This window comes from Pseudarthrobacter enclensis (genome assembly GCF_001457025.1).
Lineage (GTDB): Bacteria > Actinomycetota > Actinomycetes > Actinomycetales > Micrococcaceae > Arthrobacter > Arthrobacter enclensis.
On sequence record NZ_KQ758599.1, the window covers coordinates 1,000,657 to 1,022,714 of the forward strand.

Sequence of the window (22,058 nt, forward strand, 5' to 3'; positions counted from 1 at the left end):
AGCGGAAACGCCGGCCTCCCGCAGTGCGGAGGCCTAACCGCGGCCCGCCACGTCCCCCGACGTGGCGGGCCGCAGTGGTTCCCGTGTGGCCAGCCACGCGGCCGCCGCGGCCAGCAGGATTCCGCCGGTCACCCCGAAGGCCCATTCGAAGCCCAGCCGGTCCGCGAGCAACCCGGCGACGACCGGGCCGACAATCGCGCCGACGTCGGACGTCATCTGGTAGACAGCGAGCACCTTGCCGCCGGACCTGCCGTTGCCGATGACATCCGCGACCGCGGCCTGCTGGGCGGGGCCCAGCAGGCCCGAACCCACCCCTGCCAGCACGGACGCGGCGAGGAACCAGGGGAGGTCGTGGGTGAAGCCGATGCCGGCGGTGGCCAGTCCTGCCACCGCCAGGCCCCAGAGCATCATGGGTTTGCGGCCCAGCGAATCGGCCAGCCGCCCGGAGACCGTCAGGGCTGCCGCGTTTCCCGCGGCGAAGACCGCCAAGGCAAGGCCTGCTGCCTCGGGGCCGGCCCCCACCGCGGCGGCGGCGAACAACGGCACCGTGGCCATGCGGACGCCGAACGTTGCCCACCCGTTGGCGAAGCTGGACGCCAGCGCCGAACGGTAGGCCCCTTCCCGCAGCGCCTCGGAGAACGGCATGTCCGGAGCCCGGTCCCGGGCTGCCGCCGATCCGCGGCGCTGGTGGCTCAGCTGTGTCTGCACCACGAGTGCCGCAACCACCAGCGCCGCCGCATACGCAAGGAAGGGAATGCGCAGGCCAAAGCCCGCCAGCAGGCCGCCGACAATCGGTCCGCACACATTCCCGATCAGGAACGCTGACGCGTAGGCGCCGGAGACGCGGCCCCGGCTTTCCGGCGGGGCCAGCCGGACCACCAGCGCCATGGATGCGACCGTGAACATCACCGAACCGGCCCCGCCCAGCCCGCGGAACAGCAGCAGCTGCCAGTAATTCGCAGCGAACGCGCAGGCGGCGGTGGATGCCGCGACGATCAGGAGCCCGGAGACATAGACCGGGCGTTCACCGACCCTGGCGATCAGCGCACCTCCGGCCGGCGCGAAGACGAGGCGCATGAACGCGAAGATGGCCACGATCACGGCGGCCTCCGTGTTGCCCACGCCAAACGTCGTGGCGAACTGGGGCAAGACGGGGGCAACAAGCCCGAATCCCAACGCAATCAGGAACGCCGCCGCCAGCATCACCTTGATGTCGCGCGGCAGCTTCTCCCGGCGGGGCCGCAGGCGGGCCAGGATCCTTGAAGTGGTGCCGCTGGTGCGGGCATCTGCCGTCATGGTGCACAGTTCCTTGCAAAGTGGGGCGCCGGAGACCGGCGGAAGGGATGAAACATAACCGTAACAAGGCGGATATGCACCATTTACTTCCTAGAGGTTGTTGTAACAGGCCGGCAATCTAAATCCTCCGCGGGCGAAACACGCCGCCGACATCCTTGTTACAGGACGCAAAAAGGCGTTGTCAGGCGGAGGACTCCGCACAATTCGGATGAGAGAGGACGTGCACCATGGAACTTACCGCAGGTCACGTATGGCTCATGGTGGCGGCAGCGCTCGTGCTGTTCATGACACCAGGTCTCGCATTTTTCTACGGCGGCATGACCCGTGCCAAGGCAGCACTGAACATGATGATGATGAGCTTCATCTCCATTGGCATCGTCAGCGTCGTCTGGGTGCTCTGGGGCTACTCCATGACGGGTGGCGACGGCTTCCTCCAGATGGTGGGCAACCCCTTCGCCAGCTTCGGCCTTGAGGGAGTCAACACGGCGGAGTCACCCGACGGCCTGATCCTGGTGGGCTACGGAGCAACCTTCGCCATCATTACCGTGGCGCTCATCAGCGGTGCAATCGCAGACCGCGCCAAGTTCGGCGCCTGGAGCGTCTTTGTGCCCGTGTGGGTCACCCTGGTGTACTGCCCGCTGGCCTACATGGTCTGGGGCGGCGGCCTGTTCGGTGAGGAAGGCGCAATCGGCAAGGCCCTCGGGCCGGCCATCGACTTCGCCGGCGGCACCGTGGTCCACATCAACGCCGGCGTCGCCGCGCTGATCCTGGTCCTCATCATCGGCAACCGCAAGGGCTTCGGCAAGGACCCCAACCACCGTCCGCACAACATCCCGTTCGTCATGCTCGGCGCGGCGATCCTCTGGTTCGGCTGGTTCGGCTTCAACGGCGGCCTCGCCTCGTCGCCCGAACAGGGCGGCCTGATCCTGGTCAACACCATCGCGGCCCCTGCCGCCGCAATGCTCGGCTGGCTCATCACCGAACGCATCCGCGACGGACACCCCACCTCCCTGGGTGCCGCATCCGGCGTCGTCGCGGGCCTGGTTGCCATCACCCCCGCCTGTGCCAACGTCAGCCCGGTCGGTGCCCTCGGCCTTGGCGTCGTGGCCGGTGTCGCTTCCGCCCTGGCCGTAGGACTGAAGTTCCGCTGGGGCTTCGACGACTCCCTCGACGTCGTCGGCGTCCACCTCGTGTCCGGCATCATCGGCACCGTAGCCCTGGGCTTCATCGCCCTGCCCGAAGACGGCGCCGGCGGCGGCCTCTTCTACGGCGGCGGATTCGCCCAGCTGTGGGCCCAGCTCGCAGCAGCCGGCATCGCCATCGCCTACTCGGCGGTCCTGACCCTCATCATCGCCCTCGCCATCCACAAGACCATGGGCTTCCGCGTCTCCCAGGAGCAGGAAACCGTGGGCGTTGACCTCAGCCTGCACGCTGAGACGGCTTACGAGTTCGGCATCGGCGGCCACGGCGGATCCTTCCAGCCGCTCCACGACCTCGTCACGGGCAAGACCCAGCAGGAAGCCGCTGCCCAGCCGGCACCGGCTGCAGAGCAGACCACATCAGCAACAGGCAAGGAAAGCGTGGGGGCATGAAACTGATTACCGCAATCGTCAGGCCGGAGAAGCTCGAAACCATCCGGGAAGGACTGGAAGCTTACGGCGTACAGGGCCTGACGGTCAGCGCGGCCAGCGGCTACGGCCGCCAGCGCGGCTACACCGAGGTGTACCGCGGGGCGGAGTACAACGTTGACCTGCTGCCGAAAATCCGGGTGGAGGTGCTGGCCACCGACGAACAGGCCGACGACATCCTGGACGTCATCATCGCCAGCTCCAATACCGGCCGGGCCGGTGACGGAAAGGTCTGGACCATGGATGTGTTCGAGGCCGTCAGGGTCCGCACCGGCGAACGCGGCGTCGCCGCCATCTAGGGCGCAACCCCCGGCCCAGCCGGGGCCGGCACAGACAGCAGGAGGGGCGGGAACCACTGTGGTTCCCGCCCCTCCTGCTGTCGCCCTGCTCAGTCCTTTTCGCGGGAGGTGGCCCAGGACGCCGGACCGGCCGAGCCGGCGTCGTACTCATCGAGCGGCACCGCACCGTCGGCCCAGGCCTTCAGCACCGGTTCCACGATCCGCCAGCAGTCCTCTGCCGTGTCCCCGCGGACCGAGAGCAGCGGATCCCCGTTCAGGACACCTTCCAGGACTTCGCCGTAGGGGAGCAGGTCCGAGGCGCTCAGCTCGGCCTCAAGCGTCACACGGCCCAGGCTGAAGATGTTTCCCGGCCCGTTGACATCCACGTCGAATTCCAGGGTGTCCGGCCCGAACCCGATCCGGAGCTGGTTCGGCGAGTCCACCCCCGTGAAGCCTTCGGGGAGGTGCGGCACGGGAAGGAAAGTGACTACTGCTTCCTTCCGTTTCCGCCCGAGGGCCTTGCCGGAGCGCAGGATGAACGGCACACCCCGCCAGCGCCAGTTGTCGATTTCGATGCGGACCTCCGCCAGGGTTTCCGTTCCGCGGCCACTGTCGACGCCTTCCTCACGGGCGTAGTCAGGGACCTGTTTCCCGGCCACGGTTCCCGCGGTGTACCGGGCACGGCGGGTGGACCCCGTGAGGGGCTGCGGCACGTGCGCTGCGCGCAGGACGGTGGCGATCGCGTCGCGCAGGTCCCGCTCACCCAGGGTTGCCGGCGGTTCGATGGCCAGCAGCGCCATCACCTGCAGCAGGTGGCTCTGGATCATGTCCCGCAGGGCGCCGGCGCCGTCGTAGTAGCGTGCCCTGCCCTCCAAAGCCAGGTCCTCATCGAAGAAGATCTCCACCTTTTCCACATGCTGCCGGTTCCAGACCGGCTCCAGGAAGTTGTTGGCGAAACGCAGGCCCAGGATGTTCAGCACCGTGGCCTTGCCCAGGAAATGGTCAACGCGGTGGATGTGCTCCTCCGGGACCAGCCTGGCCAGGGTCGCATTCAACGACCGGGCCGACTCCTCGCTGGACCCGAACGGCTTCTCCATGACCAGCCTGGTGCCCTCCGGAACCTCGTCCGGGCGCAGCGCCGTGCACGCCAGCTGGCTGATCCTGGGCGGCAGGGCGAAATACACCGCGGTGGGGCCCTCCAGGCCGCGGAGCAGGCCGGCCAGCGCGCCGTCCGCGGTGACATCGAGGTGGTGGTAAGCGGTGTCCTTTTCCATCGCGGCCAGCGCATCCCTGCCGTGCGGGTCCGCGGCCTCGGCGGCGGCGGAAAAGGAGGAGTGGACCCGGTCCCGCCACTGCTCCGGGGTCCACGGATCGGACCCCGCACCCACGAGGCGGAGGCCGTCCGCCCTCCCGGCTGCCACCAGGCGGGCCAGGCCCGGCAGCAGCAGCCGGCCGGTCAGGTCGCCTGAAGCGCCGAGGATCAGCAGGGTCTTGACAGATGTTTGGCTCGTCATTTTGCCAGCATGCCATCCTGCGGGCCCGAGTTGGTACCCTTGATAGTCGAGTCCCGATCATCTCCTGAAAGAAGTTCACGGCGCGTGTTCAATTCACTCTCTGACCGGTTGACAGCAACCTTCAAGAATCTCCGCGGCAAGGGCCGCCTCACTGAGGCCGACGTCGATGCCACCGTCCGGGAGATCCGGCGCGCCCTGCTGGACGCGGACGTTGCCGTGCCCGTGGTGCGCGAGTTCACCGGCCGCGTGCGGGAGAGGGCATTGGGTGCCGAGGTCTCAGCAGCCCTGAACCCCAGCCAGCAGATCGTCAAGATCGTCAACGAGGAACTCGTCGAGATCCTGGGCGGCGAGACACGCCGGATCCGGCTGGCCAAGAACGGGCCCACCATCATCATGCTCGCCGGCCTCCAGGGTGCCGGCAAGACCACCCTCGCGGGCAAGCTTTCCAAATGGCTGAAGGCACAGGGCCACAGCCCCCTGCTGGTTGCCTGCGACCTGCAGCGTCCCAACGCTGTCACCCAGCTCCAGGTGGTGGGCCAGCGGGCCAACGTGCCCGTGTTCGCCCCGCACCCGGGCGCCACCTCGCAGGAGCTGGAGCACCCGGCCGGAGACCCCATCGCCGTGGCCCGTGCCGGCGTGGAGGAAGCACGCCAGAAGCTCCATGACGTCGTTATTGTCGACACCGCCGGACGCCTGGGCGTGGATGCGGACATGATGGAGCAGGCCCGCCAGATCCGCCGCGCCATCGTGCCCAACGAAGTCCTCTTCGTCATCGACTCCATGATCGGCCAGGACGCCGTCAACACGGCGCTCGCCTTCGACGAGGGCGTCAACTTCACCGGCATCGTCCTGTCCAAGCTCGACGGCGACGCCCGCGGCGGTGCCGCGCTGTCCGTCTCCTCGGTCACCGGCAAGCCCGTCATGTTCGCGTCCACCGGTGAGGGCCTGGACGACTTCGAACTCTTCCACCCTGACCGGATGGCCTCGCGCATCCTGGACATGGGTGACATCCTCACCCTCATCGAACAGGCGGAGAAGGCCTGGGACAAGGATGAAGCTGCCCGGATGGCGAAGAAGTTCGCCGACCAGGAAGACTTCACCCTTGAGGACTTCCTGGCCCAGATGCAGCAGATCCGCAACATGGGCTCCATGAAGAAGATGCTGATGATGATGCCGGGTGCGCAGAACATCCGGCAGCAGCTCGAACAGTTCGACGAGCGCGAGATCGACCGGGTCGAGGCGATCGTCCGGTCCATGACCCCGCACGAGCGGCTGGCCCCCAAAATCATCAACGGCTCGCGCCGGGCACGCATCGCCCGCGGCTCCGGCGTTCACGTCTCCGAGGTCAACGGCCTGCTGGAGCGGTTCGCCCAGGCACAGAAGATGATGAAGAAGATGGCCCAGGGCGGCATGCCCGGAATGCCGGGGATGCCCGGCCTGCCTGGTGCCGGCGGTGGCGGGCGGAAGAATGCCAAGAACGCGCCGAAGAAGAAAGCGAAGTCCGGGAACCCCGCCAAGGCAGCCCAGGAGCGCAAGGATGCAGAAGCCCGGCGCGCCAACGCGGCCAAGGCCCTGCCCACCGGCGCGGCCTTCGGCCAGCAGGGCGGAGAGTTCGACCCGTCCCAGCTGAACCTGCCCAAGGGTTTCGACAAGTTCCTGGGTAAGTAGCAGCCCTGTCAACCAGGTAGCGCCAGGTGTCGTTGTGAAGGTCCGCAACGACACCTGGCGCTACTCACTTAAGATACCGGCGCCGTGGAATAGGGTTGGTGGATGTTCAAGCAGAGGGTAGTGTTCGTGCACGGCTCCGGCAGTTTCGGTGCCGCGGCCTGGCCGCGGCAGCACGGCATGGCGCTGGGCTACGATGCCCTGTTCCTCCGGCGGCACGGGTATGACGCCGTCGCCGAACCGGTGGAGTCCTCCTTCGCCGAAGACACCGCCATCGTGCTGCGTTCGCTCTCCGACGACGGCCGCGGAGCCGCCGGGGGACACGTCGTCGCGCACGCACAGGGCGCCATCGCGGCGATGATGGCGGCGGTGGAACGGCCCGACCTAGTGCATTCTTTGACCTTGGTGGAACCGGCCTGCCTTTCGCTCACGGCAGAGCTCCCCGCCACGTCCGCCCACATCAGCCTGATGAAACCGTTGTTCGACGTCCGGCACCAGCTGGGGGACGACGACTTCCAGCGCGAGTTTGTCCGCCGCGTCTACGCCGCTGACCTGCACCAGGCCGCCACCGTGGAGGAGAAGCGGTCAGCCCGCAGGCTGCGGCTGCAGTCGCCGTCGTGGGAAGCGCCCCTGCACATCGTCCCCGGCGTTCCCACCCTGGTGCTCACCGGAGGGTGGGAACCGCTCTACGAGGAGATCGCCGGCTACCTCCGCGAGACCGGAGCCCTGCACCGCACCGCGCCCGGCGGGCACCGGCCCCAGGACTCCGCCGACGGCGACCGGGCCATCCGGCAGTTCATCGCCGACGTCAGCCGCAGCGAGCCGGCCCGGGCTTCCTGAGGACCCGGCCGGCCGCGGGGCCGGCCTCACCTGTCCGTCGGCAGTGAGGGCTCCGGCAGGTACACCCTGCCCCCGGACGCCATGAACTCCTGGCTCTTGGCCCGCATCCCCGACGCCCTCTGCGCCAGTGCCGCCTGGGCCTCCCCCGGACCATACTCGTCGCGGATGTCCTGGCTGATGCGCATCGAGCAGAACTTGGGTCCGCACATGGAGCAGAAGTGCGCAGTCTTGGCCGGTTCGGCCGGAAGCGTCTCGTCGTGGAACGATTCCGCGGTCACCGGATCAAGGGACAGGGCAAACTGGTCCCGCCAACGGAACTCGAAACGTGCCTTGGAGAGGGCGTCGTCGCGTTCGCCGGCGCCGGGGTGCCCCTTGGCGAGGTCTGCGGCATGGGCGGCGATCTTGTAGGTGATCACACCAGTCTTGACGTCGTCCTTGTTGGGCAGGCCCAGGTGCTCCTTGGGCGTCACGTAGCACAACATGGCGGTGCCGTAGCGGGCGATTTCCGTGGCCCCAATGGCGGAAGTGATGTGGTCGTAGCCCGGCGCGACGTCCGTCACCAGCGGCCCCAGCGTGTAGAAGGGGGCTCCCTTGCAAAGCTCCTGCTGCCGTTCCACGTTTTCGCGGACCAGGTGGAACGGGATGTGGCCGGGTCCTTCGACCATCACCTGGACGTCGTACTCCCAGGCGCGGTGGGTCAGCTCGGCGAGCGTATCCAGTTCGGCGAACTGGGCGGCATCGTTGGCGTCCGCGGTGGCGCCGGGGCGGAGGCCGTCGCCCAGGGAGAATGCGACGTCGTACTTGGCGAAGATTTCGCACAGTTCATCGAAGTGCGTGTAGAGGAAGTTCTCCTGGTGGTGGGCCAGGCACCAACCCGCCATGATCGAGCCCCCTCGGGAAACGATTCCCGTCACCCGGTTGGCGGTCAGGGGAACGTAGCGCAAAAGGACACCGGCATGGATGGTCATGTAGTCAACGCCCTGCTCGCACTGCTCAATGACCGTGTCCCGGAAAATCTCCCAGGTGAGCTTGTTGGCCTCGCCGTTGACCTTCTCCAGGGCCTGGTAGATCGGGACCGTGCCGATGGGGACGGGGGAGTTACGGATGATCCATTCGCGGGTGGTGTGGATGTCGTCGCCGGTGGACAGATCCATCACGGTGTCCGCGCCCCATTGCGTGGCCCACTGCAGCTTGTCCACTTCTTCGGCAATGGAGCTGGTCACGGCCGAGTTGCCGATGTTGGCATTGATTTTCACCAGGAAGGCCTTGCCGATGATCATCGGTTCGGACTCAGGGTGGTTGATGTTGTTCGGTATGATCGCCCGGCCGGCCGCCACCTCGCTGCGGACCAGCTCAACATCGCAGTTTTCCCGAAGCGCCACAAAGCGCATTTCCGGGGTCACGATGCCCTTCTTTGCGTAGTGCATCTGCGTGACGGTCTTGCCTTCGACGGCGCGCAACGGCACCGGTCGGGCACCTTTCCATTCGGCCGAGGCTGCGCCTCGGCGGACAGCCGACTTGCCGTCGTCGAGCAGGTTGCGTGCGCGGCCGCTGTAGCTTTCGGTGTCCCCGCGCCCGTCAATCCACGGCTGCCGGAAGGGGCGCAGGCCCACCACCGGATCGCTGCCCGGCCCGGCCGTGCGGTAGACCTGCAGGGGAGCGTTGGCCTCGCCGTTCGGCGACGGCTCCAGGGCAATTTCGGTCACCGGGACACGGATGCCGTGGCCGGGGTCCTCCAGCCACGCCAGGGAATGCGATTTCAGCGACTGCGTGACCGTCTCTTCCGGGGAAGCGGGCCGGTTTTGGGCAGGGCTGTGCTGTGTTTCTGTGGTGCTCAAGGATTACTCACTTCCTTCGCCGGCATTACCCGGACAGGTTCAACGGTCGCAGGCTGCCTCAGCCCGATCTCAGCCCCTGCAGGGGCCCCCGTGTGGTCAGGAACGAAGCTACCACACGCCCCGCGGGGACAAGTGTGAAGGGCCTGTCATATTGCCGGTGCTAGCCTGACCGGCAGGAAAAGGAGGCGGCCATGCCACACATCATCGCTTTCAGCGGACCGGTACTCACGGGACCGGCCAGTGAGCGGCGGGGACTCTGGTCCGTGGACGGACAGTTGACGTTCACCCGCCCTGACCGGGACCCGGACCTGGTGCTGGACGGCTGGGTGCTTCCCGGCTTCGTCGACGCACATTGCCACATCGGCCTGGGGCCCACCGGTCCGGTCGACGCCGGTGAAGCGGAGGCCCAGGCCCGCGCCGACCTTGCCGCCGGGACCCTGCTGGTCCGGGACGCGGGGTCGCCGGCCGACACCCGCTGGATGCAGGGCGGCCGTGACTTTCCGCTGCTGATCCGTGCGGGACGCCACGTGGCCAGGTCCCGGCGCTACCTGAGGGGTTTCGCCCAGGAGGTCGAGCCGGAGGGGCTCGTGGAGGCCGTGCGCAAACAGGCCCGCGACGGCGACGGCTGGGTCAAGCTCGTCGGCGACTGGATCGACCGCGACGCCGGCGACCTGGCGCCGTCGTTCCCCGCCGCCGTCGTCCGTGATGCGGTCAGTGCCGCGCACGACGAAGGCGCCCGCGTCACCGCGCACTGCTTCGCCGAAGACACGCTGGACCAGATGCTGGACGCGGGAATCGACTGCATCGAACACGCCACAGGACTGTTGCCCCGCCACCTTCCACGGTTCGTCGAGCAAGGGGTGCCGATCGTGCCCACGCTGATCAACATCGCCACCTTTCCGGACATTGCGGCGCAGGCCAGGCCCAAGTTCCCCCGCTACGCCGGGCACATGCTGGCGTTGTGGGAACGCAGGCTCGAACGCGTCGGCGAGGCCTGGGAGGCGGGGGTCCGGATCTTCGCCGGGACGGATGCCGGCAGCGTGATCCGCCACGGCAGGATCGCGGACGAGATCAGGGCGCTCCACGCCGCGGGCCTGCCCGCGGCGGCTGCACTGGACGCGGCGTGCTGGGCGGCGCGGAGCTGGCTGGGAGCTGAGGGGGTGGCTGAAGGTGCGCGGGCCGACGTCGTGCTGTTCGAGGATGATCCGCGGCTGCACCTGGACGCCGTAGCGGCTCCGGCCCACGTGGTTCTGGGAGGCCGCAGGATCAGCTGAGCCAGCTGCGGAGGCACTTGGAATAAATTGAAGCTTCAAGTAATTTTAATACATGACAGGCCGCCGCACCCGGGCGGCCTCAGGTAAAGGGAGCGTTCAATGTCTGCAGAAGCCACCAGCCGGGATCTTCTTCCTGCCGACCTCGCCATGGGCACCGTCATGCTCAAGGTCGGCAACATGAAGGTCATGACCGACTACTACCAGCGCGCACTGGGGCTTGAGGTGGTGGCGGAACAGGACGGCGGCCTCTACCTGGGGCGCGTCGGCACGCCGCTCGTCCACCTTGCGCCGTCCCCGGGGCTGGCCATACCGGGCAGGGGAGAGGCCGGGCTTTTCCATACAGCGCTCCTGTTCGAAGACCAGGCATCGCTCGCCGCCACAGTGGCTACGGCCGCGCAGTTCGAACCGCGCTCCTTCACCGGCAGCGCCGACCACCTGGTGAGCGAAGCGTTCTACTTCACCGACCCCGAAGGCAACGGCATCGAGCTGTACTGGGACCGGCCCCGCAGCAACTGGTCCTGGAACGGCACCGACGTGGTGATGGACAGCCTGGCACTGCCGCCGCAGCGCTACCTCGAACAGCACCTCACCGAAGAGTCCCTCCAGGGGCAGCGGAATACCACCGCCGGCGTAGGCCACGTCCACCTGCAGGTGGGCGACGTCCAGACTGCCCGCGACTTCTATGTGGGAACCCTGGGCTTCGAAAAGACCGCCGGCTGGCACGGCCAGGCACTCTTCGTCTCGGCCGGACGCTACCACCACCACATGGCCATGAACGTATGGAACAGCCGCGGGGCCGGTCCGCGCAAGGACACCCTCGGCCTCGGTGAGGTCCTCATCGAAGTGCCTTCCGGCGACGACGTCGGCGCGCTGGCTGACCGGCTGAAGGTCGCCGGCATCTCCTCGCACCACACCGGCGCGGAACTGCGGTTCGAGGATCCGTGGCGCAACCGGATCCGGGTTGCCGTGCGCTGAGCCGCCGCGTTGGCGTCCCCGGCTGGTCGGGCGTACTAGGCTGAAGCCGAATGGCCGGGAAGGCGGGCACCTCCTCCCGGCGTGCCGAACCGCAGACGGAAGAGGGTCGCGTCCCATGTCATTTGCCGAGATCTTTACAGCCACCCACGAGGCCGCGCTCAAGCGTGCCGGTGAACTCGACGGAGGCGGAACGCCAGCCGGCGGTGACGCGGTGCGGATCCCCGGCATCAGCGACTTCGAGGTCGAACAGCTCGGCGACCTTGCCGGCACCGCCGTGCACGCCGCCGGCGCCGACTACGAACTGACCATGGTGGACGTCGCCAGCGATTCCCTGCTGGCCGTCCCGCCCGCCATGGTCCGCGCCCTGGCGGACCTCCTGACTTATGAGACCGAGGGGGAGGGCGACGTCCTCGAGGACGTCGCGGCGCAATGGGCTGCCCTGGACGAGATGCCGTTCGATGCCGCCCAGGCCCGGACCTATGTGCGGCAGGTGGCTGAACTCGCGGCGGGCCTCGGCGACTCGGAGCGGTCAGGTCTGTACGTCTGGTCCGCCTGAGCTCCTGCCGGCCGCCCGGTGCGGGCAGACCGGCATCGTCGGCGGCGCGCCGCCAAGTCGAAATCCTCCGGCTGATCTGGCACAATGGACAGGTACTCGATCCGCGCGGCCCCTCTCTCCGTGTCCGGATCCTGTCCTTCGAGCCCGCAAGTACGGCCCGCCCCACGGGTGCAGAAAGCCGGGTTCACCCCTTTTCTGAAACAGGAGTGACCACAAAAGTGGCCGTAAAGATTCGCCTTAAGCGCTTCGGCAAGATGCGCGCCCCGTACTACCGCATCGTCGTCGCAGACTCGCGCACCAAGCGTGATGGCCGCGCCATCGAGGAGATCGGCAAGTACCACCCCACCGAAGAGCCCTCGTTCATCGAGGTCAACTCCGAGCGTGCCCAGTACTGGCTCTCCGTCGGCGCCCAGCCGTCCGAGCAGGTTGCCGCGATCCTGAAGGTCACCGGTGACTGGCAGAAGTTCAAGGGCCTGCCGGGCCAGGAAGGCACCCTGAAGACCAAGGGCGAGAAGGAAGCCTTCACCGCACCGGAGAAGGGTTCCGTCATCATCCCGGAAGCCATCACCAAGAAGGCCTCCAAGTCTGAGGCAGCCGAGGCCGACGCCGAAGCAGAGACCACCGAGGCTGAGTAAATTGCTGGCAGACGCGCTGGAGCACCTTGTCCGGGGAATCGTTGACTCCCCGGACGACGTCACGGTCAATTCCAAGAGCAACCGCCGCGGGGAGACCCTCGAGGTGCGCGTTCACCAGGATGACCTGGGACGGGTGATTGGCCGCCAGGGCCGCACGGCACGCGCACTGCGCACTGTTGTGGCTGCCCTGGCTGGCGGCGAAGCGGTCCGGGTCGACGTCGTCGACACCGACCGCCGCCGCTGAGCGCCCGGCACTACCAGTCTGCTCTCCGGCCCCTCCACCCTTCGGTGGAGGGGCCGGAGTGCTTTCACGAACTTATCGAACGCGCACCAACCGAACAGAGGAACACATGCAGCTCCAGGTGGCCCGCATCGGCAAGCCCCACGGCATCCGCGGGGAAGTCACCGTCCAGGTAATGACCGACGCTCCCGGGGACCGCTTCGTCCCCGGCGTCACCTTCACGGTGGAGCCGGCCGGGTCCGGGCCCTTGACGGTGAGCAGCGCCCGCTGGAACAAGGACATCCTGCTGCTCGGCTTCGAGGAGGTCGCCGACCGCAACCGCGCCGAACAGCTTCGCGGCGCCAAGCTGTTCGTCGAAACTGCGGAACTGGACGACGAAGACGATGAGGGCTGGTACGAGCATGAGCTCGTCGGTCTCGAGGCCCGGGTGGGCGATGCCGTGGTGGGTAAAGTCACCGCCCTCAACACCGCACCGGCCCAGGACCTGCTGATGGTCACCACTCCGGACGGCGAAGAAATCCTGGTCCCGTTCGTCGAGCAGATCGTGCCCGAAGTCAACATCGAGGCCGGCTACATCCTCCTGACCCCGCCGGAGGGCCTCTTCGAACTCAATTCCGGCGACGCAGCCCAGGCCGACGGTGAGGGCGGCGAATAGGATGCGCATCGACGTCGTGAGTATCTTCCCGGACTACCTCGCGCCCCTCGAACTGTCCCTGATCGGGAAGGCGCGGCAGGACGGCATCCTGGACCTGCGGGTCCACGACCTGCGCGAATTCACCACCGACCGGCACCGTACGGTGGATGACACACCGTACGGCGGTGGAGCCGGGATGGTCATGAAAGCCGAGCCCTGGGCGCAAGCCCTCACCGCTGTCGCCGATGCCGCGCCGGGCCCGGAGCGCCGGCCGGTGCTCATCGTGCCCTCGCCCGCCGGGGAGCGCTTCACCCAGGCCCTCGCCCACGAACTGGCAGGGGAGGAGCACCTGGCCTTCGCCTGCGGCCGCTACGAGGGCATCGATGAACGCGTGCTCGAGTGGGCAGCCGAGCGCTTCGACGTGCGCCCCGTCAGCCTGGGTGACTACGTCCTCAACGGCGGGGAAGTGGCCGTGCTGGCCATGGTCGAAGCCGTGGGCAGGCTGCTCCCGGGCGTCGTGGGGAATCCCGAATCCCTCGTTGAGGAATCGCACTCCGACGGGCTCCTTGAGTATCCCGTCTACACCAAGCCCGCGCAGTGGCGGGACCGCGAAGTGCCGGCCGTGCTGCTCAGCGGCAACCACGGGAAGATTGCCCAGTGGCGCCGCCACGAACAGTTCCGCAGGACCGCGCTGCGGCGTCCGGACCTGCTGGAGTCGTTCGACGCCGGGTCGCTTCCGCGTGCCGACCGGAACGCCCTGCAGGAGCTTGGCTACGACATCGTGGACGGCAGGCCGGTCCGGCAGGCCGGCGACGGTCCCGCCAGGGGATAAGGCCGCAGGAAATTGGCTGCAGCGGCCCTGCTGTGGCAAAATTTATCTTTGTGTCTGCTGGGTCCGCACCTGCCACAGGGGGAGCGCAACCAACAGCCTGACAACCGGCCCCCCAACCAGTGGGGCGGCCGGACCACATCACTTCGGCCGGGATACTCCCACGGTGCCTTCCGGTGCCGGGCTTTGCCGGCCGTGACCCAAAGTGGATGACCTGTGGCGTCCATCAGGAGTGCAATCATGCATATTCTCGACTCCGTCGATGCAGCCTCGCTGCGCACCGATGTTCCCGAATTCCGTGCGGGTGACACCCTCAAGGTCCACGTGAACATCATCGAAGGCAAGAACTCCCGTGTCCAGGTGTTCCAGGGCTTCGTCCTGGGCCGCCAGGGTGACGGCGTCCGCGAGACCTTCACGGTCCGCAAGGTCTCCTTCGGCGTCGGCGTGGAGCGTACCTTCCCGGTACACTCCCCCATCATCGACAAGATCGAAGTTGTCACCAAGGGCGATGTCCGCCGCGCCAAGCTTTACTACATGCGTGCACTGCGCGGTAAGGCTGCCAAGATCAAGGAAAAGCGCGACTTCACCGCCTCCAAGTAAGTCCCGCAGGACCTACATGGCAGGGACGCGGCCGTATCCGGCCAGCGCCGGAGCCGTCAGCACCAGCGCCAGGATACGGACCATGGACCAGACAAAACGCCAGCCCAGGAAACCGGGCTGGCGTTTTGCGTTCCTGGCGCTGGTCCTGGCCGTGGCCATCAGCGGCGTGGTCCGGTCGTTCTGGCTGGACGCCTACTACATCCCCTCCGAATCGATGGAGCCCCTGCTCGAAGGCGGAGACCGCATCCTGGTTTCCCGGACGGACTTCCAGTCCGAACCGATCCGCCGCGGTGACGTCGTGGTCTTTGACGGCCGGGGCACCTTCGCGCCCCTCAACAGCGGCAAGGGTCCGCTGGCGGACGCCGCGGCCGGTGTCACCCGTTGGCTGGGCCTCACCGGCAGCGACACCACCTACGTCAAGCGGGTGATCGGGCTGCCGGGTGACACCGTGGTGTGCTGCGATGCCGCCGGAAAGGTCATCGTCAACGGCCAGGCCCTGGAGGAACCGTACCTGTTCCCGGGTGACGCGCCCAGCACGCAGAAGTTCAACGCCGTGGTGCCGGCAGGCAGGCTCTGGCTGCTGGGGGATCACCGGTCCGTGTCCGCCGATTCACGCAGCCTGCTGGGCGCCCCCGGAGGCGGCATGGTCCCCGTGGACCGCGTCATCGGCAGGCCCGTCCAGATCCTCTGGCCGATTGATAGATTTGCTCCAGTACCACGGCCGGCTGCGGCAGCACCAACAACAGAGAACGGACAGTAAATGCCCGAGAACGACGCGCGGACACCCGAGCCGCGGCACGACGGCCCCCACCACGGGCCCGGCGGGCAGGCTCCGGACGCCGCTGCAGCCCAGGAACAGCCCGCACGCCGGGAGCCTTCAGCCGCCCCGGCAGACGGTCAGGAGGAGGCAGCACCCGGGCCGGCAACCAGCCGCTCCGCCGCCAAGGCCTCGGACAAGGCATCCGGCAAGGCCGGCAGCCCGGTCTTCACCTGGCTCAAGGAAGTGGCCACCGTGGTGGTCATCGCCGTCGTGCTGTCCTTTCTCATCAAGACGTTTCTCTTCCGGGCCTTCTTCATACCGTCCGAGTCCATGGTCAACACCCTGGACATCGACGACCGCATCTTCGTCAACCTCCTGGTCCCGGAACCATTCGCACTCAGCCGCGGGGACGTCGTCGTCTTCCGCGACACCAAAGGCTGGCTGCCGCCGGCAGCACCCGAAGCGAAGGGACCGTTCACCTGGGTCCAGGACGGCCTGACATTCGTGGGGCTGCTGCCCGACACCACGGACCAGCACCTCGTCAAGCGCGTCATCGGCCTGCCCGGGGACCACGTGGTCTGCTGCGACGCCGGCGGTAAACTGACCATTAACGGCACCGCGATCGACGAAACCTATATCAACCCGGCAGAAGTCCCGCAGGTGCGCACTTTCGACGTCACGGTCCCGGAAGGGAAAGTGTGGGTAATGGGTGACAACCGCAATCACTCCGCGGACTCCCGCGCGCACACGGATTCCGACGGCGGGTTCATCGACATCTCCGACCTCGAGGGCAAGGCGGCCGTCATCGCCTGGCCGTTGAACCGAATCACTGCCCTGGGCAACTATCCCGAGGTGTTCCGCGACGTCCCGGCGGCCCCCTGACCATGAGCCAGGCACTGACCACCGGAGCAACGGCATCCCGGGCCCGGTCCGGGTCCTCCAAAGTGCCTCCCCGGACCAAGGCGCCCAGCCTCCGGCATGAGCGCACCTTCAAGGCCCAGGGTGTGCGCCTGCTCGCGGGAGTGGATGAAGTGGGCCGCGGGGCGCTGGCCGGGCCCGTGAGCGTGGGCATCGCCGTCGTTGACCTGGAACGCCAAAAGGCGCTGGCCGGAGTCCGGGACAGCAAGCTCCTCACTGCCATGGAGCGGGAACGGCTGGACCCCCTGGTCCGGCGCTGGAGCGTGGCCTCTGCCGTGGGACACGCCTCAGCCCGCGAGATCGACGATCTTGGCATCATCGCCGCCCTGCGCCTGGCCGGAACGCGGGCCTGGCAGGACATCCTGGCAGCCGGTGTGGTTCCGGACATGGTGCTCCTGGACGGCAACCACAACTGGCTCTCACCGGCCGGGCAACCCTCACTCTTCGAAGAAGCGGCGCCTGAAGATTCATGCACCGCGCCGGTCCACACCAAAATCAAAGCCGACATGCAGTGCCTCAGCGTCGCTGCCGCCAGCGTCATTGCGAAAGTGGAGCGCGACCGGACCATGCGGGAGCTGCACGCCGAATACCCGGACTTCGGCTGGGACATCAACAAGGGCTACGCCACCGTCATGCACCGCGACGTCCTGCGGGCTGCCGGGCCCACGCCCTACCACCGGGTCAGCTGGCGCCTGCTTGGCGGCGACCTGCAGGACGCCGCTGCGGGAACCGGCGGCGACTGACCCCGCCGCGTCACGCAGGAGGGCCGCGCCCCGGGGCGGCGGTACCTGCGGCGGACATGGTGCAAGATGGAAGCATGAGTGCCGAGGATCTTGAAAACTATGAAACCGACATGGAGCTGCAGCTCTACCGCGAGTACCGCGACGTCGTCGGTCTGTTCAGCTACGTTGTCGAGACCGAACGGCGTTTCTACCTTGCCAACCACGTGGATCTCCAGGCCCGCAGCGCAGACGGTGAGGTCTACTTCGACCTGACCCTCTCGGATGCCTGGGTGTGGGACGTCTACCGGTCTGCCCGGTTCGTGAAAAGCGTCCGCGTCCTGACGTTCAAGGACGTCAACGTCGAAGAACTGCCCCGCAACGAGGAGCTGGCCCTGCCCAAGGACGTCGACCTGGGCAACTAGGCCGCCGCTCCGGCCGCATTCCGCGGTCGGCCCACTGTCCCTCCACACCGCCCGCTGTGCACATAGGCGTCAGTTCCCCTGCCATCTTCCTTTCCGCGGCCGCAGTCTGGTTGCGGAGGTAGGAATGAAAGCCAAAGATGTACTGGGCCGGCGCGGCGAGGACCTCGCCGCTGGCTATCTGGAAGAGGCCGGCATGCTGGTCGTGGAGCGCAACTGGCGCTGCAGCGGGGGCGAGATCGATATCGTTGCCCTGGACGGCGACGCGCTGGTCATCGCGGAAGTGAAAACCCGGAAATCCCTGGACTACGGCCACCCGTTCGAAGCGGTGGGTCCCAAGAAACTCGCCCGGCTGCACCGCCTGGGCGCAGCGTGGTGCCGGGACCATGAACTGCGCATGCCGCTCCGCCGGATCGACGTGATTGCCGTGGTGGACGACGGCGGCGGGAACCCCGTGCTGGAACACCTCAAGGGGGTGGGGTGAATGTCGCTCGGACGCACCTATTCCGTCGCGCTGGTGGGGCTCAACGGCTACATGGTCGAGGTGGAGGCGGACATTGGCCAAAGCCTGCCGGCCTTCATTATCCTCGGCCTGCCGGATGCGTCGCTTAATGAAGCGCGGGAACGCATCCGTTCCGCGGCGAAAAACTCGGGCATCCCGCTGAGCCGCCGGAAGATCACCGCCAACCTGATTCCTGCCTCGCTGCCAAAACGTGGCTCCGGCTTCGATCTTGCGGTCACCATGGCCGCGCTCCGGGCAGCCAATGACATCAGGCCCACGGGGCGCACCGTCTTCATCGCCGAACTCGGCCTGGACGGCAGGCTGAGGCCCGTCCGCGGGATCCTGCCCGCCGTCATGGCCTGCGTGCAGGCCGGTTACCCCCGGGTGGTGGTGGCGCAGGCAAACCAGGCCGAAGCGTCTCTGGTGCCCGGGGCGCAAGTGACCGGCTACCGGACCCTTGCGCGGCTGGCCCTCGACTTCGGAGCGGACCCCCAGGAGCTCGCCCTGGACTTCGAGCCCGACGACGCGGACGCGGACCAGGCCGGGGCGGAAGCCAGTGCCCCCTGCCCGGACATGGCGGACGTGTCCGGGCAGGGCGAGGCACGGCGTGCCCTGGAGGTGGCAGCGGCGGGAGCGCACCACCTGCTCCTCACCGGCCCGCCCGGTGCCGGAAAGACCATGCTGGCCGAAAGGCTGCCGGGGCTGCTGCCGGACCTCGAAGACCACGAATCCATGCAGGTCACCGCCATCCACTCGCTGTGCGGCCTGCCCTCCCCGCAGGTCCAGCTGATTCGCCGGCCCCCTTTCGAAAACCCGCACCACTCCGCCACTGCCGCGGCGATCATCGGTGGCGGGTCCGGCCTGCCCCGCCCGGGAGCGGCTTCACGCGCGCACCGGGGAGTGCTGTTCCTTGACGAAGCGCCGGAGTACGAGCGCAGGGTGCTCGACGCCCTCCGCCAACCGCTGGAGAGCGGAGAACTGGTCATCCACCGGTCGGCCGGGACCGCCGCGTATCCGGCACGGTTCCAGCTGGTGCTGGCAGCGAACCCCTGCCCCTGCGGAAAAGCGTCCGGCAAGGGGCTGGACTGCACCTGCACCCCCATCATGCGGCGCCGTTACATGGCCCGCATGTCCGGTCCGCTGCTGGACCGTGTTGATATCCAGCTGCAGGTGGACCGCGTGTCCCTCGCAGACTTCGGGCAGGCCGGTGCGGAGGAAGGTACCGCCGCCGTGGCCGGACGGGTCAAGGCGGCGCGCCTGCGCCAGCTCGACAGGCTCCGGCCCTTCGGACTCGATACCAACTCCCAGGTCTCGGGACGGCTCCTGCGCGGTGAACTGCGCCTCAAGCCGCCAGTTACGCGGATCCTGGACCACTCGCTCGAACGCGGAGTGCTGACTGCCCGGGGATATGACCGGGTCCTCCGCCTGGCCTGGACCCTCGCCGACCTCGCGGACCGCGACCTGCCGGACGCAGACCACATAGGTCAGGCGCTCGGCCTGCGCCAGGCTGCGGCGGTTGCGGCATGAGCGCGGCACAACGTTCCGCCCCGTTGCCCGAGCGACTGGCACGTGCAGCCCTTTCCCGGCTGATGGAGCCACAGGACGCTGCCGGGCTGGCCCTGGTCAAAGCGGCCGGGCCCACGGACGCCCTGCGGATCGCCACAGGGGTGGTCAAGGCGGGGGCGGGCCTGGAACAGGAAATCACCGGACTCCTTGCCGATGCTGGTGGGCCGTCACGATGGGCAGGAATGGCGGCCGCGCTGAAACGGTGGCAGCCGCGGATACCGGACCTTGCTCCCGAGCGGGATCTCGCCACCATGTCTCGGCTCGGAGGACGGCTTATCGTCCCTTCGGACGGCCTATGGCCCGCCCAGCTGGGTGACCTTGGCCTGCAGGAACCCATCTGCCTGTGGTGGCGCGGCCACGAACAGCCCCTGCCTGCCGTCGGAAAAAGCATCGCCCTGGTGGGATCGCGGGACAGCACCAGCTACGGCGCCTCGGTGACCGGCGACCTTGCCTACTCCCTGGCCCAGCGCGGCTATACCGTGGTGTCCGGCGGCGCCTACGGCATTGACGCCCACGCCCATCGGGCGGCACTGGCCGGCGGCTCGGCAGCCCTTCCCACCATCGCAGTCATGGCCGGCGGCGTCGACCGTTTCTACCCGTCCGGAAATGAAGACCTCCTGCGCGCTGTCAGCAACCAGGGCGCGGTGTTGGCCGAAGTGCCGCCGGGCTCGGCACCCACCCGGTACCGGTTCCTGCAGCGCAACAGACTGATCGCGGCGCTCTCCGCCGTCACCGTGGTGGTCGAAGCCCGGTGGCGTTCCGGCGCCCTCAACACCGCCCACCATGCCGAATCCCTGGGCCGGGCCGTTGGGGCGGTCCCGGGTTCGGTGCACAGTGCCAACTCCGCGGGCTGCCACCGCCTCCTCCGCGACGGGGGAGCCGTGTGTGTTACCGACGCTGCCGAGGTGGCCGAGCTTGCCGGCCCCAGCGGGGCAGCGTTGCCGGAGCAGCGGGAGGGGGAGACGCACCTCCAGGACGGGCTGACCCTTGAAGATCTCATCCTCCTGGACGCGCTGCCACTGCGCTCCACCACTTCAGTGGAGAAGCTGTCCGCCGTGGCCGGGCTGGGCCAGGAATCCGTCCGGGCGGGGCTCGGCCGGCTGGGTCTGCTGGGCCTGGCCGTCTCGGAGCGCGGCGGATGGAAGCGGGGTGCCGGGTCCGCATAGGACACTTGCAACGCGGTCCGTGTCAGGCTGACCGCCGGGTACCGGGACCTGAGAAGCTAAGGGAATGGACACACAGTCGCTGCCCGCCGAGCTGCGGACGGCCTTGGACCGTTTCTCCGGGTATCTGGAGCGGGAGCGGGCGGTATCGGCGCACACCTGCCGGGCCTACCTTGGGGACCTTGCGGCGCTTTTCGCCTTCGCCGCCGGGGAGGGAGCTGCCGGGCTGCAGGACCTCGAGTTGGGCACCCTCCGCCGTTGGCTGGGGGCGCAGAGCCAGTCAGGGGCGTCCCGTGCAACGCTGGCGCGCCGTGCCGCGACGGTGCGGGCTTTCACGGCCTGGGCCGTCCGGGAAGAATACCTGGAGTCGGATCCGGCGCTGAGGCTTAGGGCGCCCAAGCGTGAAAGATCGCTCCCCGGCGTCCTGCAGGCCGGGCAGCTGCAACGGCTGTTTCAGGACCTGGAGGAGTCTGCTGCCGGCGGTGATCCCGTGGCGGTGCGGAACCGGGCCATGGTGGAGTTGCTGTATGCCACCGGCGTCAGGGTGGGTGAGCTGGCCGGCCTGGATGCGGACGATCTCGACTTCGACCGGCGGACCCTCCGGGTCATCGGTAAGGGCAATAAGGAGCGGACCGTTCCGTTCGGCGTTCCCGCCGCTGTGGCGGTGGACGACTGGCTGCGCCGTGGCCGGCCCCAGCTGGTGAAGGACGGCAGCGGGCCGGCGCTCTTCCTGGGTGTCCGGGGCGGCCGGGTGGACCAGCGCCAGGTACGTTCCGTGGTCCACGGACTGTTTGAGGCGATGGGGGATACCTCCGCCTCCGGACCGCACGCACTGCGTCACTCCACGGCAACCCACCTGCTCGATGGCGGAGCGGACCTGCGTGCAGTCCAGGAGATCCTGGGACACAGCAGCCTGGCCACCACCCAGATCTATACGCATGTTTCCGTGGACCGCCTGCGCAAAAGCTACCAGCAAGCGCACCCGCGGGCGTAGGGCACGGTGTGGCGAATCGCACTGGCGTAATTACGCATGGTGCGGCACAATAAGAGTCACGTCCGGCAACTCTCAAGTGCCGCTTGAAGCTCTCAGCACCATGCGGCACGGCGAGTCCGGACAATGCTTAATCTGATACAGCTGAATAATGAGGCAGGAAAGAGCCGCCGCACCCAGTGCGCAGCAGTTCCATCCAGGCGCAGGTCGTAGG

At 67.9% G+C, this 22,058-nt stretch carries 23 protein-coding genes and 1 riboswitch; of the genes, 20 read left to right on the top strand and 3 right to left on the bottom strand.

Translation table 11 applies throughout. The features are described 5' to 3' along the window. Nucleotides 1–33: 33 nt before the first annotated feature. The gene (locus AS031_RS04535) at nucleotides 34–1,296 is read right to left on the bottom strand and encodes an MFS transporter (protein ID WP_058266885.1); all 1,263 of its coding nucleotides are present in this window, start codon (nucleotides 1,294–1,296) and stop codon (nucleotides 34–36) included. A 227-nt stretch (nucleotides 1,297–1,523) separates the two neighbouring features. On the opposite strand from AS031_RS04535, the gene AS031_RS04540 reads away from it, so the two are divergent. Together AS031_RS04540 and AS031_RS04545 are read left to right on the top strand one after the other, a co-directional pair. Further along, complete coding sequence (locus AS031_RS04540) at nucleotides 1,524–2,888, top strand: ammonium transporter (protein ID WP_058266886.1); 1,365 nt, start codon at nucleotides 1,524–1,526, stop codon at nucleotides 2,886–2,888. After that, nucleotides 2,885–3,223, top strand: coding sequence for a P-II family nitrogen regulator (locus AS031_RS04545; protein ID WP_058266887.1), 339 nt, complete (start codon nucleotides 2,885–2,887; stop codon nucleotides 3,221–3,223). The genes AS031_RS04540 and AS031_RS04545 overlap by 4 nt, the downstream gene beginning before the upstream one ends. An 89-nt stretch (nucleotides 3,224–3,312) precedes the next feature. Here AS031_RS04545 and AS031_RS04550 read toward each other — a convergent pair whose 3' ends face one another. Further along, on the bottom strand, nucleotides 3,313–4,716 hold the full coding sequence (locus tag AS031_RS04550; protein ID WP_058266888.1) for a glucose-6-phosphate dehydrogenase: 1,404 nt from the start codon (nucleotides 4,714–4,716) through the stop codon (nucleotides 3,313–3,315). 84 nt (nucleotides 4,717–4,800) lie between these two features. Here AS031_RS04550 and ffh point away from each other — a divergent pair, with 84 nt between their 5' ends. Further along, nucleotides 4,801–6,384 (top strand): signal recognition particle protein, encoded by a 1,584-nt coding sequence (gene ffh / locus AS031_RS04555; RefSeq protein WP_058266889.1) that lies wholly within the window; start codon nucleotides 4,801–4,803, stop codon nucleotides 6,382–6,384. A 102-nt stretch (nucleotides 6,385–6,486) separates the two neighbouring features. Then, the gene (locus AS031_RS04560) at nucleotides 6,487–7,221 is read left to right on the top strand and encodes an alpha/beta fold hydrolase (RefSeq protein WP_058266890.1); all 735 of its coding nucleotides are present in this window, start codon (nucleotides 6,487–6,489) and stop codon (nucleotides 7,219–7,221) included. Nucleotides 7,222–7,247: 26 nt separating this feature from the next. On the opposite strand, the gene thiC is transcribed toward AS031_RS04560, so the two are convergent. Continuing rightward, the gene (gene thiC / locus AS031_RS04565) at nucleotides 7,248–9,059 is read right to left on the bottom strand and encodes a phosphomethylpyrimidine synthase ThiC (protein WP_058266891.1); all 1,812 of its coding nucleotides are present in this window, start codon (nucleotides 9,057–9,059) and stop codon (nucleotides 7,248–7,250) included. Then, nucleotides 9,054–9,161, bottom strand: a riboswitch (TPP riboswitch). It overlaps the preceding gene by 6 nt. An 89-nt stretch (nucleotides 9,162–9,250) precedes the next feature. On the opposite strand from thiC, the gene AS031_RS04570 reads away from it, so the two are divergent. The 16 genes from AS031_RS04570 (at nucleotide 9,251) to AS031_RS04645 (ending at nucleotide 21,847) form a co-directional block, all read left to right on the top strand. Beyond that, the gene (locus AS031_RS04570; RefSeq protein WP_058266892.1) at nucleotides 9,251–10,333 is read left to right on the top strand and encodes an amidohydrolase family protein; all 1,083 of its coding nucleotides are present in this window, start codon (nucleotides 9,251–9,253) and stop codon (nucleotides 10,331–10,333) included. 99 nt (nucleotides 10,334–10,432) lie between these two features. Further along, nucleotides 10,433–11,308, top strand: a complete 876-nt coding sequence (locus tag AS031_RS04575; RefSeq protein WP_058266893.1) for a VOC family protein — start codon at nucleotides 10,433–10,435, stop codon at nucleotides 11,306–11,308. A gap of 115 nt (nucleotides 11,309–11,423) precedes the next feature. Next, nucleotides 11,424–11,864, top strand: a complete 441-nt coding sequence (locus tag AS031_RS04580; protein ID WP_058266894.1) for a hypothetical protein — start codon at nucleotides 11,424–11,426, stop codon at nucleotides 11,862–11,864. A gap of 218 nt (nucleotides 11,865–12,082) precedes the next feature. Then, nucleotides 12,083–12,499 (top strand): 30S ribosomal protein S16, encoded by a 417-nt coding sequence (gene rpsP / locus AS031_RS04585; protein ID WP_058266992.1) that lies wholly within the window; start codon nucleotides 12,083–12,085, stop codon nucleotides 12,497–12,499. Between the two features lies 1 nt (nucleotide 12,500). After that, entirely contained in the window at nucleotides 12,501–12,743 is a 243-nt protein-coding gene (locus tag AS031_RS04590; RefSeq protein WP_058266895.1) for an RNA-binding protein, read from the top strand. A gap of 106 nt (nucleotides 12,744–12,849) precedes the next feature. Further along, complete coding sequence (gene rimM / locus AS031_RS04595) at nucleotides 12,850–13,395, top strand: ribosome maturation factor RimM (protein WP_058266896.1); 546 nt, start codon at nucleotides 12,850–12,852, stop codon at nucleotides 13,393–13,395. Between the two features lies 1 nt (nucleotide 13,396). Further along, nucleotides 13,397–14,206 (top strand): tRNA (guanosine(37)-N1)-methyltransferase TrmD, encoded by an 810-nt coding sequence (trmD, locus tag AS031_RS04600; RefSeq protein WP_058266897.1) that lies wholly within the window; start codon nucleotides 13,397–13,399, stop codon nucleotides 14,204–14,206. Nucleotides 14,207–14,443: 237 nt separating this feature from the next. Continuing rightward, the gene (gene rplS / locus AS031_RS04605; protein ID WP_058266898.1) at nucleotides 14,444–14,803 is read left to right on the top strand and encodes a 50S ribosomal protein L19; all 360 of its coding nucleotides are present in this window, start codon (nucleotides 14,444–14,446) and stop codon (nucleotides 14,801–14,803) included. A gap of 82 nt (nucleotides 14,804–14,885) precedes the next feature. Then, nucleotides 14,886–15,563 carry a signal peptidase I gene (lepB, locus tag AS031_RS04610; protein WP_058266993.1) on the top strand — a complete coding sequence of 226 codons (678 nt, stop codon included), beginning with the start codon at nucleotides 14,886–14,888 and terminating at the stop codon, nucleotides 15,561–15,563. Further along, entirely contained in the window at nucleotides 15,564–16,445 is an 882-nt protein-coding gene (lepB, locus tag AS031_RS04615; protein WP_058266899.1) for a signal peptidase I, read from the top strand. A 2-nt stretch (nucleotides 16,446–16,447) separates the two neighbouring features. Beyond that, a complete protein-coding gene (locus tag AS031_RS04620; protein ID WP_082641942.1) occupies nucleotides 16,448–17,224 on the top strand; it encodes a ribonuclease HII in 777 nt (258 codons plus the stop codon). Between the two features lie 74 nt (nucleotides 17,225–17,298). Next, entirely contained in the window at nucleotides 17,299–17,625 is a 327-nt protein-coding gene (locus AS031_RS04625; protein ID WP_015937397.1) for a DUF2469 domain-containing protein, read from the top strand. A gap of 124 nt (nucleotides 17,626–17,749) precedes the next feature. Continuing rightward, nucleotides 17,750–18,106 carry a YraN family protein gene (locus tag AS031_RS04630; RefSeq protein ID WP_058266900.1) on the top strand — a complete coding sequence of 119 codons (357 nt, stop codon included), beginning with the start codon at nucleotides 17,750–17,752 and terminating at the stop codon, nucleotides 18,104–18,106. Then, nucleotides 18,107–19,651, top strand: a complete 1,545-nt coding sequence (locus tag AS031_RS04635; protein WP_058266901.1) for a YifB family Mg chelatase-like AAA ATPase — start codon at nucleotides 18,107–18,109, stop codon at nucleotides 19,649–19,651. It abuts the gene before it with no gap. After that, nucleotides 19,648–20,856, top strand: coding sequence for a DNA-processing protein DprA (dprA, locus tag AS031_RS04640; RefSeq protein ID WP_058266902.1), 1,209 nt, complete (start codon nucleotides 19,648–19,650; stop codon nucleotides 20,854–20,856). The genes AS031_RS04635 and dprA overlap by 4 nt, the downstream gene beginning before the upstream one ends. Before the next feature lie 64 nt (nucleotides 20,857–20,920). After that, nucleotides 20,921–21,847: a tyrosine recombinase XerC gene (locus tag AS031_RS04645; protein WP_058266903.1), complete on the top strand. Its 927-nt coding sequence runs from the start codon at nucleotides 20,921–20,923 to the stop codon at nucleotides 21,845–21,847. Nucleotides 21,848–22,058: the final 211 nt, after the last annotated feature.